Annotated in this window: 7 protein-coding genes; 4 read left to right on the top strand and 3 right to left on the bottom strand. The window is 43.0% G+C overall.

From position 1 onward, the window contains the following. Positions 1-181: 181 nt before the first annotated feature. A complete protein-coding gene (locus RRG12_RS12445) occupies positions 182-5,776 on the bottom strand; it encodes a trifunctional serine/threonine-protein kinase/ATP-binding protein/sensor histidine kinase (protein WP_420759489.1) in 5,595 nt (1,864 codons plus the stop codon). Positions 5,777-6,107: 331 nt separating this feature from the next. Further along, a complete protein-coding gene (locus RRG12_RS12450) occupies positions 6,108-6,851 on the bottom strand; it encodes a hypothetical protein (RefSeq protein ID WP_420759490.1) in 744 nt (247 codons plus the stop codon). Between the two features lie 352 nt (positions 6,852-7,203). On the opposite strand from RRG12_RS12450, the gene RRG12_RS12455 reads away from it, so the two are divergent. The 3 genes from RRG12_RS12455 to RRG12_RS12465 all read left to right on the top strand — a co-directional run bounded on the left by RRG12_RS12455 (position 7,204) and on the right by RRG12_RS12465 (position 11,668). Next, a complete protein-coding gene (locus RRG12_RS12455) occupies positions 7,204-8,169 on the top strand; it encodes an acetamidase/formamidase family protein (protein WP_420759491.1) in 966 nt (321 codons plus the stop codon). 22 nt (positions 8,170-8,191) lie between these two features. After that, complete coding sequence (locus RRG12_RS12460) at positions 8,192-8,563, top strand: sulfite exporter TauE/SafE family protein (RefSeq protein WP_069074176.1); 372 nt, start codon at positions 8,192-8,194, stop codon at positions 8,561-8,563. 693 nt (positions 8,564-9,256) lie between these two features. Further along, complete coding sequence (locus tag RRG12_RS12465; RefSeq protein WP_420759492.1) at positions 9,257-11,668, top strand: sucrose synthase; 2,412 nt, start codon at positions 9,257-9,259, stop codon at positions 11,666-11,668. Between the two features lie 160 nt (positions 11,669-11,828). Here the strand turns inward: RRG12_RS12465 and RRG12_RS12470 are convergent, their stop codons facing one another. Next, positions 11,829-12,029, bottom strand: a complete 201-nt coding sequence (locus RRG12_RS12470; RefSeq protein WP_420759493.1) for a hypothetical protein — start codon at positions 12,027-12,029, stop codon at positions 11,829-11,831. A gap of 24 nt (positions 12,030-12,053) precedes the next feature. Between RRG12_RS12470 and RRG12_RS12475 the strand changes: the two genes are divergently transcribed. Then, positions 12,054-14,507: glycosyl hydrolase family 65 protein (locus tag RRG12_RS12475; protein WP_420759494.1), on the top strand; the 2,454-nt coding region annotated here is incomplete at its 3' end.

A 14,507-nucleotide genomic window follows, 5' to 3' on the forward strand; every position in this document is an offset into this window, starting at 1 on the left:
TTCAAATTGGTATGACCTAGCTTTTAACAAAACTAATCAGCATAGAGTTAAACCATTTTGGATTTTAGATTGGCGATCGCAAAGCGTCGGAAGGAACTTCTTTTAGATTTGAGAGCAGGCATAGCGGCCTTGATCGAACCCAAGAACCAATTCCATTATCCAAAATCCTAAATTGGCGCGGTCAACCTACAGAGGAAGGAACCAGCTTTTTTAAGGGGATATCAAGGAAAAACTCCGCTCCTTTTCCTTGTTCCGATATTACACTTAATTGTCCCTCATGTTTTTCCATAATAGAGTAGCTAATCGATAATCCCAAGCCCGTTCCTCGTCCAACAGGTTTTGTTGTGAAAAAGGGGTCAAATAGATGCTGCTTCACTTCTTCAGACATACCAGACCCATTATCTGCAATTTGAATAGTGACTGTATGGGCATCAGTCATTTTAGTACGAATTCGGATGGTGGGAATTGTTGCTTGTTTATTATGTTCAGTTGTTGCAAAGGATGAATCCAATACATCAATAGCATTGCTGAGAATATTCATAAACACCTGATTAATCTGGCTGGCATAGCAGTTAACTTCTGGCAACTGTGCATATTCCTTAATTACATCAATTGCAGGACGGTGTGTTTTCCCTTCGAGGCGGTGCTGTAAAATTAGCAAGGTGCTGTCGATGCCTTCGTGAATGTTGACAGGTTTCATTTCGGACTCATCCAGGCGAGAGAAATTGCGGAGAGAAAGGACAATTTGGCGGATGCGATCTGCCCCCACTTTCATTGATTGCAGCAGTTTTTGTAGGTCTGACTTGAGGAATTTGAAATCTATTGCCTCTAGTTCTTCTTGAATCTCAGCCAACGGTTGAGGATAGTAGTGCTGATAGCGCTCAACCAAGCGCAGCAAATCTTGACAATACTCATTGGTATAGGTGAGGTTGCCATAAATAAAGTTAATCGGGTTGTTAATTTCGTGAGCAACACCTGCCACCATTTGTCCTAACGAAGACATTTTTTCAGTTTGAATCAATTGAGTTTGCGTGTGTTGAAGTTTCTCTAAGGTTTCCGAGAGATGCTGATTTTTATCATTCAACTCAAAAGTTCTCTGCTGCACCTTGTCTTCTAAGGTATGACTGTAGTCTTCTAATTGAGTTTTTGCCACAGCTAAATTGGTATACAACATGGCGTTTTGCAGCGAGATGGCAGCTTGTGCTGTGAGTAGCCGCAAAATCTCAAGACGGTTTTGGGTAAAGGCTCCAGTCGTCAAACTGTTTTCCAAGTAGAGGATACCAATTAGCTGGCCACGATTATGAATGGGCGTACATAGCAAGCTTTTGGGTTGCCATTGCATTATGTAGGGATCGTTGGCGAAGGTAGTTTCTGTGCGAGCATCATCTAGTACCAGGGTTGCGGAGGTACGTGAGACATAGTTCACAACCGCTTTGGGAATATCCTGACTGGCTGAAAGCGGAAGGGAGTGTAGATTCTTTATCCCAAGGTTTTCACCCAATCGCTCCTCTGCTTGAGGAATTGGATTTGTAACACCCGTTTCCACGATCACTTTGCTGGTTTTTTGAGCTGCAACCACCCAGTTATCATCTTGAAGCAGTAGGAGGACAGATTTTTCAGCCCCGGCATTTTCGATCACGACTTGCATCAGGGTTGTCAACAGCTTTTCTAACTCAATTTCTCCCGCTAGGGCATGAGAGGCTTTCATTACTGTTGCTAAATCTAAGGCTTCAAACCCACCAGAACTAGTGTGTCCCAATCCGGTTGTAGTGGTGCGGGTGAGGTTGGAAGAAACAGTTTCTTGCGGCTGTTGGATCGTAGCCAAGAATTGAGGATATTGATGGGACAACTGGTTGACTTTGGCTACTGCTCCCCAGTTGAGGTAACTATAATAGGCATTTGCTAGGTAAATTTGAGCGATCGGCTCTTTGTTCCATTCCAGGTAAAATCGGGCAGCTAGTTCATTAGCGAGGGCAACTTCTTGAATGTATCCATTGACTTTTGCCCCAGCGATCGCGCGATCGTAGAGATCGACTGCTTGCCCCATTTGCCCTAACACTCGGCATTCTTCAGCTTTTACCAGTTCAAATTTGTGCAAATAATTCATGGGTGTATGGTGCGCCCAAGTCTGCATTTTTCTCTGGTTATCTGTGACTCGTTCCAGCAATGTTTCTCGCCAAGAAGGTGTAGCCGTAGAATACTCTGCCAAAGCCGTCAGTGAATCATAGAAATAAAACATCGGCACGGTGGCATAGCCCATGCCTGCAACTAGATATTCTCTAGCTTGAGTGGCTGTTTCCACTGCTTCAGAGAGGTTTTCAAACAGATAACAGAGAATCAATTTGTGGAGCCAAAAGTAGTGAAGCCCAGTCAACTCATTGGCATTAACCAGTTGGGTGACAAATTCTGCTTCGTTAAGTGCCTCACCTGTTAAAGTGCAGGGATTCTCAGCCTTGCCGAGCAAGTTCAAAACTACTTGCCAGAAGATGCGGCAGTAGTTGAGGGTCGTGCCTTGCTTAAAATTTTCTAAAACATGACTGTAAGCTCTTATGTCTTGCTCTAACGAGTCCAGTTCTTGACCTAGGAAATAAGAATACTGACAGATGTCTTTCGTATTGAAGCCCACGTAGTATACGTTTCCAGTTTCTAGGGCAATCTTGTAGCCCTCTAACATGAGCTGTAAAGATTTTTTTAGTGGAGACTTTAAATAAGTGATGAAAGCACCTACAACATAAAATACAGTAGGTTTGATGTCGCTAATATTAAATTTGTCAGTTAGTGCCAAAGCAAGACTGCCAACTTGATCGGCTGTTTCAATATCCTGAAGAATTCCGTTCAAGAGAATGCCATAACAGGCATAACAAAAGGCAGAAAAGGGAGCATTCCCATAGTGAATTGATGCTTTGACTTGGGACAATATGAGTAGCGGAAACAGATTTTGCTCGGCGATGTAAACGGCGGGAGCAACGTTTGCCACAATTCGAGTGACTGCTAGCTTGTCTTTTGCTGTCATCACTGGTAAGTCAACCAAGGAAGCAATGTCACGCCCGTGAATTAAGGTAGCGGTTTCCTGAAGGGCTTGCTGAATATCTTGGAAAGTGGGTGTTTCTGGGAAAACCACACCAAACTGACTCATTCCCTGACGGGCGATCGCGATCGCACCTAGCACATCATTTTTAGCTGTATACGCCTGGATTTTGGTTTCGTAAATGCTGACTTGATCCAGTGGAGTTTTCGTTTGCTGCATCACTGTTTGGGCGAATTCCTCCATCTGTTCATACGCGCCACAAAGGTAAGCAGCATCAGTTGCTAATTCGTGCAGTGCCAAAGTCAACTCATATTGACTTTGCCAACAGTCGGATCTCAATAAACTAATCCCGATGGTCAAATACTCAATTGCTACTCGGTAAGCTGTGGAAGACTTAGCTTTCCGTCCTGCCAACAGGTTGAGTTGTACCAGTTGATCGCGATCGGGCTGGGCTACGATCAGTTCTATCCCAACATTCAGTTGGTTGACAATTTCAAAAATGATCTTTTCTTGCTCAGTTTCCGGGGTATTGTTTAACAGCAATTGACCAATCTTGAGGTGAGTTACTGGTTTTTGATTCGCCGGAATTAGTGAATAAGCGGCTTGTTGAACGCGATCGTGGAGAAATTTGTAGGTAATAGTTATTGATTCGTTGTCATTTGTCAAATCATCCATGACAACAGACTCATCCTGAAAAAATGTATACCCTTCCCCACTGGGCAAGATTAATCCATCCTTGAGGGCTGGCCACAAATCCGCTGCGGTCTGGGCTGGAGATTTTTCATAGACAAGCGATAGGGTTTCTAAATCAAACTGATTGCCGATACATGCAGCCAGTTTGAGAATATCCTGAGTCTGTGGTAGTAATTTCTGGAGTTGCAGCGCCACAAACTCCACAATATCTTCTTTAAAAGAAAGCGCTCGGATTTGAGCAATATTACACTGCCAACTGCCTGTTTTGGCAGCAAACGCAATTAACCCATCTTCATGCAGCGATTTGAGAAACTGGTTCGTGAAAAATGGATTGCCTTTGGTCTGTTGATATACCAGATTGGCGATCGCTAGGGCTTGTTCTGGTGAATATTTGAGGGTATCTGCAATCAGTTGATTCAGGTCGGTCTGGGTAAGCACAGAAAGGACAATACTACTAACTGTAATTGCCTCTTGCCGCATCTCCTCGATGGTCAACATTAGGGGATGTGCAAACGAAACCTCGTTATCTCGATATGCTCCAATCACTAGCAAATAAGAGTTGTTTGCTTCACTCATCAACAGATGCATCAGCTTTAATGAAGCCGAGTCTGCCCACTGTAAGTCATCGAGGAAAATGACGAGGGGATGGTCTTGGGTTGTGAATACTTGAATGAATTTCTGAAACAGCAAATTGAAGCGGCTTTGGACTGCACTGCCTGATAATTCTGGGACAGAGAGCTGTTGACCAATGATCTGTTCGAGTTCTGGAATCACCTCAATAATCACCTGGGCACTCTCACCCAATGTGGATAAAATTTGGGTCTTCCACTGCTCAATTTGGGCATCACTCTCTGTCAGCAGTTGTGCCATTAAGTCTCGAAACGCTTGCACCAAAGCAAAAAAGGGAATATTACGATTAAATTGATCGAATTTGCCCTTGATAAAGTATCCCCGCTGACGGGTGATCGGTTTATGAATTTCGTTGACAATTGCTGTTTTACCAATGCCAGAGGAACCGGCCACCAGCATTAGTTCAGAATTTCCTTGGCGCACCCGCTCAAAAGTTGCTAGCAGCATTGCAACTTCTACTTCCCGACCGTAGAGTTTTTCGGGAATCGCAAAGCGATCGCAAACGTCCCGCTGTCCTAGCCCAAAGGGCACAATATTGCCATTTTTCTGCAATTGAATCAAACAAGTTTCCAGATCGTGTTTTAGCCCTAATGCACTCTGATAGCGGTCTTCGGCATTCTTCGCCATCAATTTGATCACGATATCTGAAACTGCTTGAGGAATTTTGAATTGCTCCAAAGAAGCAGGTTGTTTCGCGATATGACAATGCACCAATTCCATCAAATCATCAGATTGAAATGGCAATTGTCCCGTTAACAGTTCATAGAATGTGACACCCAGAGAATAGAAGTCAGTGCGGTAATCAATCCCTCGGTTCATTCGCCCGGTTTGTTCGGGGGAAAGGTAGGCGAGAGTTCCTTCTAGAATAGTAGGGCTGGTTGAAAGTTGGGTAACTCTTGGCAGCAGTGAAGCAATGCTAAAGTCGATGAGTTTCACCTGCTTGGTGGTGGGATTAATCAGGATATTGGCAGGTTTGATATCCTTGTGGATGATTTGGTGATGGTAGAGATCACCCAGAATATCGGCTAGTGCGATCGCAATCTGGAGAAATTCAGTCAAGAAATCAGGATGAAGGGATGAGGAGTTTTCCTGATTTTGTGTCTCGCTGAGTCCTTTCCTTCTAAAAGCGGTGTACTCCTTTAAAGAAACTCCGCCAAAGTCTTCCAGGATCAGGGCAAGTCGATTTTGGCAATTCTCCAGACTATAGATGCGAACAACCCCAGAGACATTTAAGATTTTCGCAATTGTGTACTGATTTCTGAATTGAGCCAACTCAATGAGACTAGGATAGGCATTTTTCAGAAGTTTGATGACAACTGGGGTTTGATCAGCCTGTCGCCAACCTCGGTAAACCAGAGTGCGAGTACTGGTGTAGATGCTTTCACCAATCCCATAGCCGGGAACATTAACTCGATTCTCTACCATAATAGCTGCCACTGGATAATCTGAGTTCAGTTTTCCCTAATCCACTTGCAATCTCACAATTTATCCAGTAATTTTTTGGGCGGGAATTTGTTGACTCATGCAGCGAAGTCAACATGAAAGCAGCTGATAATATTATCCTCACAGAATGAATGCAAACTAAGCAGATAGCTTAAAGGATGTTTGAAAAGTATTTTTCTGTAAATTTAGGCACTTTTGATCCCCCCTAACCCCCCTTAAAAAGGGAACCAGAGTCAAAGTCCCCCAATTTATCGGGGGATTTAGGGGGATCTAAAACTTTTGATACCGACAAGAGGACTTTTCAAACAACCTCTTAGACAGCTTTTAGCGATCGCTCTGGTTCATACACCTTAAAAAATGGTTCTTGATAAGAATGAGTCTTAATATAGACCAAAAACTCATTGATCAAGTCTGTAAAGTACTTAAACGCCACATCAATCAATTCAAGTGCTTGTTGACGAATCTCTTCTGACACCTCAATCTCTTTGATTATTTGCAAAGAAGAAGGAGTATGGAGAGTGTGGGTATTTTCAATATGGTTATGACGCATACCAAAGTAACGGAACTCTGTTTTAGTCATTTCTTGCAGTTGCAGAGCCGCAGACATGGTTGAACGGAAGAAGACATTTGCTGTGACTTCAGATACCTCAATGGCAACTAATTTAATAATGGGATCTGCCCCAAGAGTATACCGTTCAAATAGAGGAAACATGGAACGGGAAACCCTGGTATGCTCACTCCAAATGAATCGTACTGCATCACTAAACCGCATCGGATAGTCAATTCCCATCTTACCCATGTCTTCCAGTAACCATTGCCAGTGGAAATGTTCTTCGTGCGTGTGCAAATTGACCATCTCTTGAATGTAATTAGTCGTTGGCTCATCTCTGAGAACTCGTTTGCACAATTCACTGAATTCCAGTGCCAGTGGAGCAATTACAGGTGCAAATGCTAGCCTCTGTCGTGGGTCAATTGTCTCGTCTTTCATATACTCAAAAAACGGCAACTGAGCATATTCCTGGTTCTTCTGCTCAATCAACTCAAGTATTGATTTCATTTCAAAGCTCCTAAAAATAGACAAGTGGCTGGCAATCGGTTTGGTTGTCCGATCAGAATTAGCACTGCTTTACTTAGTACATCATATCTTTTAATACTTAAAAATAATCAGTATAAATCCTGGTATGTTATAAAACATATTTTTACTGAGAAAATGACCGAAATGTGAATTTAAGAAATTGTTTTCCGTAATAGCAAGCTTTTACTTAAATTTCACTCCAGCAATCTTATACTTTAGTGAAAATACAACTCTTTTGGTTGCGATCGCTCTAATGAAAAGCTTTGTATGTCAAGCTTCTAGGCAGCTTGATTGTTCAAAAATCAAATAGGAGTCCTATAAAAACAAAACAGTTATGACTCATTACATTTTAAAAGCTTCAAAAGAAACTGTACATCTAGGTGGTTTCTCGCATCTGCTAAAACCAGCACTGACCATTGATTCTGGCGATACGATTGATGTAGAAACTTATACTGGTTACTACGTTTATGACAAAGCACCACCTGAGTTTCTCACACCAGAATTTCTCGACATCTGCCAAAATCTTCTACCAGAACGCAAAATTGCTGGAGGGCCGCATTTACTTACAGGGCCGATTTATGTGCGCGATGCTGAACCAGGGGATGTTTTAGAAGTACAATTAGGTGCGATCGCACCTCGTTTACCTGTAGGCTTTAATGCCATTCGTACAGATTGGGGAGCTTTACCACATCAGTTTTCTCAACCTGCGTTGAGATTCATTCCTCTAGATTTAGCAAACAATATCGCTGAATTTCCTGTGGGTGCTGGCATAAAAATTCCTCTCAAACCGTTTTTTGGGATTCTTGGTGTTGCTACTCCAGAAACCTCTCGAACCTCTATCCCACCAGGTTCTTACGGTGGTAATATCGATAATCGGGAATTACAAGCTGGTTCTCGTTTATTTTTGCCGATTTTCGTACCAGGTGCATTATTTTCTATTGGTGATGGGCATTCTGCACAAGGAGATGGCGAGGTAAATGTTACCGCCATTGAAACTTCCATGAACGGTAGAATTACCCTCAAACTTCGCAAGGATTTACAACTAACAACACCAATTGCCGAAACTCCAACTCATATCATCACAATGGGCTTTGCTCAAACCTTAGATGAAGCCTTAGAACTAGCTTTAAAAAACATGATTGATTTTCTGGAACGCTTTGCAAATTTGTCGCCAGAAGATGCTTATGTATTGTGTAGTTTAGCTGTGAATTTTCACATTACTCAAGTTGTGAACAGTCCCCAAAAAGGTGTACATGGAATGCTACCAAAATCAATCTTTTCACAGAAAATTAATTTATAGTTTGTAATCAGCAACCATTTTTATGTCTAATATCTTGATCCAACTGTTGTTAATCGGTTTAGTTTCTGGCGTTGCGGGCGGGATGTTTGGTATTGGTGGCGGTGCAATTATGATTCCCGCAATGGTGTTAGTAATTGGTTTAGATCAGAAGTTAGCTACAGGAACTTCTGTGGCTGCTCAAATTTTGCCAATTGGGATTTTAGCAGCCTTAGTTTACCATCGCAACGGTAATCTTAATATCAAATATGCCCTGATTATTGCAGTTGGTTTAATCGTGGGTAACTTCTTCGGAGCATTGTTTGCAAATCAGCCGTTTATTAGCAGCGAGTTGATGAAAAAGCTGTATGGCATTTTTGTGTTAATTATCGGCCTTCGTTATTTACTGTCAAATTAGAAGAGTTTAATTCAGCTTCAATAATGTCTTTGTTAAGGCATCATGTTGTGTTGACAAATTTTGAACCCAAATAATGAATTAATTGCCCCTATCACGGTTCTCGACAAGCGTGAAGTACAATTTTGACCTCACTTCCATTCCTCTCTCCTAAGAGGATGTTTGAAAAGTCCTCTTGTCGGTATCAAAAATTTTAGATCCCCCTAAATCCCCTTCAAAAGGGGGACTTTGATTCCGGTTCCCCCCTTTTTAAGGGGGGTTAGGGCAGGGGTTTCAAACGTGTCTAAAATCACACCAAAATACTTTTAAAACAACCTCTAACCTCCCTTAAAAAGGCTACGGTGTACACACAAGTCCTAAAAACCTAGCTTATCTCGTTCCTAGTCTCCGACTGGGAATGCATTCATTGAGTCTCTGACTCAATGTCTGACTAGAGGCAGAGCCTCTAATAGCCCATTCCCATGCAGAGCATGGGAACGAGATAATAACATAATTGCGAATTGTGCGAATTGTGCGAATTGTTTTAAAGTCCCTCTTTCAACCTCTAATACTATAGACTTACAGAGTTTCATACCAGAGCTAGACGTAAAGATTTTTACAGTTATTTAGAATCGTGGGGGAGATGTACCTCACAGAACCGGAGACTGGAAAGAAATATGAGGTTATTACCTAGCTAAATTTCTAGGATTCGTCATCATGTATGAACTAGTTCAAGCTGTTTTCAACGGTGATGAAAAAGCTGCTCTACATCAGTTAATTTATACGTTGAGTTCTTCAGGTAAGTGTTACTTCCTGAGAAATGAGATTTTGCAAGCTTTTGCTGACTACTGTCATCAATCCCAAAAGCCAGCCTATTTTTACTACTCTTCTTCTGTTGGCAAACTGATACAGTACACCCACGAAATAATTCTCGAAGAGGAAAGTACTTGGTTTGTGATTCGACCCACAATTGCTAACCAAGAAGTTTGGCAACTGACAGCCGATTTGAGTCGGTTTGAGCAAATGACGCCTCAAGCGCTGTTAGATGTGAGAGATCGCTCAGTTAACCGTTACCAACCCCACATCCTCGAAATCGACCTTCACCCCTTCTATGAAGGTTCGCCAAGAATCGACGACCCCAGAAATATAGGTCAAGGTTTAGCATTCCTCAACCGTTACCTGTGCAGTCAATTGTTGACTGACCCCCAATATTGGGTAGAAATGTTATTTCAAGCGTTACATGGGCTGCAATACGATGGTATTCGCCTATTGTTGAGCGATCGCATTCCCTCTGGTATTCAGTTAGCCAAACAAATTAAGCCAGCCCTCAAATTGCTGAGTGAGCGATCGCCTGATGAACCTTATGAAAATTTCCGCTTTGAACTCCAAGAACTCGGTTTTGAGCCAGGTTGGGGTAACACTGCGGCGCGAGTCTCCGAAACCTTAGAACTCCTCGATCGGCTCATTTACTCCCCAGAACCCGGCATTTTAGAAACATTTGTAGCCCGCGTCCCCGCCGTCTTTCGCGTCGTCCTTGTTTCCATCCACGGCTGGGTTGGACAGCAAGATGTTTTGGGAAGAGATGAAACACTCGGTCAAGTTATCTACGTTCTCGAACAAGCTCGCAGCTTAGAAAACGAACTGTGTGAACAAATCAAACTCGCTGGACTCGACCAGTTAGGCATTAAACCCCATGTAATTATTCTCACTCGGCTAATTCCTAACTGTGAAGGGACATTTTGTAATCTGCACTTAGAAAAAGTTGAAGATACTGAAAATGCTTGGATATTGCGCGTTCCTTTTGGTGAATTCAATCCAGAAATCACGAATAATTGGATTTCTAAATTTGAGATTTGGCCTTATTTAGAACAATTTGCTCTAGATGCAGAAAAAGAATTACTAGCTCAATTTAAAGTCAAACCTAATCTTATTATTGGTAACTACAGCGACGGCAATTTAGTAGCCTTTCTTTTATCTCGCCGGATGAAAGTCACCCAGTGCAACATTGCCCATTCCTTAGAAAAACCTAAATATCTATTTAGCAATTTATATTGGCAAGATTTAGAAGAAAAATATCATTTCTCGGCACAATTCACCGCTGATTTGATTAGCATGAATGCAGCCGACTTTATCATCACATCATCTTATCAAGAAATTGTCGGCACACCTGATACTGTAGGTCAATACGAGTCGTATAAATGCTTTACAATGCCACAGTTGTATCATGTGGTTGATGGCATTGATTTGTTTAGTCCTAAATTTAACTTAGTGCCGCCGGGAGTAAATGAAGATATTTTCTTTCCCTATAGTCAAAAAGAAAACCGAGATTTTCACCTTGTTAAGCAAATCCACGACTTACTCTTTAGCCGCGAAGACCCCCAAATATTTGGTCATTTAGATTACCCTAATAAGCGACCAATATTTGCCGTTGATACTATTACTTCAATCAAAAATCTCACTGGTTTAGCTGAATGTTTTGGTAAAAGTCAGGCGTTGCAAGAGCATTGTAACCTGATTCTTTTAAGCAGTAAACTACATCCACATGAAGCTATAAACAAAGAAGAAGCAGAAGAAATTCAAAAACTCTACAACGTTATTGATCAATATAATCTTTATGGCAAGATTCGCTGGTTGGGAATGCGTATCCCTAGCAGCGAACTCGGCGAAGCCTACCGAGTAGTTGCAGATGCTCAGGGAATTTATGTCCATTTTGCCCGCTTTGAATCCTTCGGACGGAGTATTTTAGAAGCGATGATTTCCGGCTTGCCAACTTTCACTACTCAATTTGGCGGTTCTTTAGAAATTATCGAAAACCAAGAAAACGGATTTAATATTAATCCGACGAACTTAGAAGAAACAGCAAATCAAATTTTAGATTTCCTTGAAAAATGCGAGGCTCATGGTGAATACTGGCACGAAGTTTCAGAATGGATGAGTCAGCGAATTCATCACAAATATAATTGGCATTTACATAGCAATCAATTATTACTACTTGCTAAAATGTTTAGTTTTTGGAACTTTGTTGCTCCCGAAAATAACGAAGCCAGAGATCGGTATATGGAAACCTTATTTCATCTCATTTATAAGCCCAGAGTCGAAAAGATTTTGGAAAAACATAAGGCTGGGTGAGCGACTGGGGACTGGGGACTAGGAACTGGGGACTGGATTTATCCACCTCAAAGACTCATTCATCCACCTCAGATACTCATTCATCCACCTCAGATACTCGTTCATCCACCTCAGATACTCATTCATCCACCTCAGATACTCATTCATCCACCTCAGATACTCATTCATCCACCTCAGATACTCGTTCATCCACCTCAAAGACTCGTTCATCCACCTCAAAGACTCGTTCATCCACCTCAAAGACTCGTTCATCTAGCTCAAAGACTCGTTCATCCACCTCAAAGACTCGTTCATCTAGCTCAAAATTCCTATTCCCCAGTCCCCAATCCCCATTTCCCAGTCCCCAGTCCCCATTCCCCATTCCCCATTCCCTACTCCCCAACTTATGCACACAAAAGGTCGTTCTCGCCATTTTATCTACACAGATTGGATATTAATCGAAACCCAGTTTGACCCTGAGCAATTGCACTCTAAAGAAACCGTCTTTACAATTGGCAATGGATATCTGGGAACAAGGGGCTGTTTTGAGGAAGGTTATCCTCATGCATTGCCAGCTACTTTTATCCACGGTGTCTACGACGATGTGCCGGTGGTTTACACTGAACTGGTAAATTGCCCTGACTGGCTACCCTTGATCGTGATTGTGAATGGCGATCGCTTCCGTCTCGATCAAGGTGAAATATTGCGCTACGATCGCCAGCTTGATTTACGTCAGGGACTTCTCAGCCGTTCTCTGCGTTGGCGCTCTCCTAGTGGAAACACTATAGACATCGGCTTTGAACGCTTTGCTAGTCTTGCAGATCCGCACGTGTTGGCGCTACGCTGCCATTTAACGCCTGTAGATTTTGATGGGTTAATTGAAGTTCAAGCTAGTATCAATGGCTATCCAGAAAATCAGGGTTTTAATCACTGGGAAGGACTAGATCAAGGCAAGATCGACCAAGGAATCTGGTTGCAACGCCGCACCCGCAGTTCCCGAATTGAACTCTGTATGGCAGCTAAGATGAAAATATCGGGCACTGAAGCATCTTTGCAAGTCAGTACCGCACCTGGTTATCCAACCTTGACCACGACCTTCTTGGGTAAAGCACAACAGACTGTAACAGTAGAAAAACTAGTGACAGTTTTTACCTCGCGGGAGGTGGAAACACCAGTCCTAGCCGCTCAAGAAAAACTCGCGCACCTCCCAGACTACGCAACCTTATTAAAAGCCAATGAGCAAGGGTGGGATGAGGTTTGGCAGCAAAGTGACATCCTCATTGAGGGGGATAGCACAGCTACTTTTGCTGTTCGCTACAACCTATTTCAACTGCTGATTGCGGCTCCACGCCATGATGATCGGGTGAGTATTCCGGCGAAAACTCTTTCGGGGTTTGGCTATCGCGGTCATATTTTTTGGGATACAGAAATTTTTATGCTGCCCTTGTTTCTGTTTACCCAACCAGCGATCGCTCGTAATTTACTCAGTTATCGCTGGCACACCTTACCAGGAGCTAGACGCAAAGCAGCCCATTACGGATATAAAGGGGCAATGTTTGCCTGGGAAAGTGCTGGTACCGGAGATGAAGTCACACCACGTTGGGCACTCGAAAGTAATTTTTATGGTGAAGACGTGCGGATTTGGTGCCGCGATCGCGAAATTCATATCAATGCAGATATACCTTACGCCATTTGGAACTACTGGCAAGCCACTGGTGATGATGACTGGATGCAAAAGGTCGGCGCAGAGGTGATTTTGGATGCCGCTATTTTTTGGGATAGCCGAGTCGAATTCAATCCTGAACGTGAACAATACGAAATTCGGGGAGTAATTGGAGCGGATGAATACCATGAATTAGTCCACAACAACGCCTTTACAAACCGGATGGCGCAATGGCATTTAGAGAAAGCGATCGCAGTTTATGATTGGTTGACTGACAAATTCCCCGAACGAGCGACTGAACTAGAACAGAAACTAAAACTCACCTCCCAAAAGCGAACGCACTGGCAAGATATCATCGCCAAAATATTGTTTCTCCATGACCCATTAACAGGATTAATTGAGCAGTACGAGGGCTTTTTTCAATCGGAAGATATCGATTTAGCAGATTATGAAGGGCGCGATCGCTCCATGCAAGCTATCTTGGGTGTTGACAGAATCAACAAATATCAAGTAATCAAGCAGCCAGATGTCTTGATGCTGCTTTATTTAATGCGGGAATCAGCAGATTTTCCTTATAGCGAAAAAGCATTGCAGACCAACTGGGACTACTATGCACCCCGCACGGATATTACCTATGGTTCGTCCCTTGGCCCGGCAGTTCACGCCATCTTAGCTTCAGATTTGAGCAAATCAATCGAAGCTTACGAACTGTTTATCCGGGCATTGATGGTGGATCTTGAAGATAACCGAGGTAACACCAATGATGGAATTCACGGCGCTAGTGCTGGTGGCATTTGGCAAGCTGTAATTTTTGGGTTCGGCGGCATTCAATTAACCGAAAAAGGGCCCGTAGCCAACCCCCATCTGCCCCCAGGCTGGACGCGCTTGAAGTTTAAACTGCACTGGCGCGGGCAATGGCACGATTTTGATTTGCATGGGGGATTGGGCATGGGGCATGGGGCATTGGGCATTGGGCATGGGGCATTGGGCATGGGGCATGGGGAATGGGGCATGGGGCATGGGGAAGGGGGCATGGGGCATGGGGAGAAGGATACAACGGAGATAACCAATCCCCAATTCCCAATCTCCAATCCCCAATCCCCAATCCCCAATCTTCAATCTTCCAACATCCAAGGATTTATTTTCGATCTAGATGGTGTACTAACAGATACAGCAGAACTTCACTATTTAGCTTGG

It is taken from the genome of Nostoc sp. CALU 546, assembly GCF_048836525.1.

Excerpts from the sequence above, each read along its gene's own strand:
- RRG12_RS12445 (WP_420759489.1), bottom strand. The coding sequence starts at position 5,776 with ATGGTAGAGAATCGAGTTAATGTTCCCGGCTATGGGATTGGTGAAAGC.
- RRG12_RS12450 (WP_420759490.1), bottom strand. The coding sequence starts at position 6,851 with ATGAAATCAATACTTGAGTTGATTGAGCAGAAGAACCAGGAATATGCT.
- RRG12_RS12455 (WP_420759491.1), top strand. The coding sequence starts at position 7,204 with ATGACTCATTACATTTTAAAAGCTTCAAAAGAAACTGTACATCTAGGT.
- RRG12_RS12460 (WP_069074176.1), top strand. The coding sequence starts at position 8,192 with ATGTCTAATATCTTGATCCAACTGTTGTTAATCGGTTTAGTTTCTGGC.
- RRG12_RS12465 (WP_420759492.1), top strand. The coding sequence starts at position 9,257 with ATGTATGAACTAGTTCAAGCTGTTTTCAACGGTGATGAAAAAGCTGCT.
- RRG12_RS12470 (WP_420759493.1), bottom strand. The coding sequence starts at position 12,029 with ATGGGGAATGGGGACTGGGGACTGGGAAATGGGGATTGGGGACTGGGG.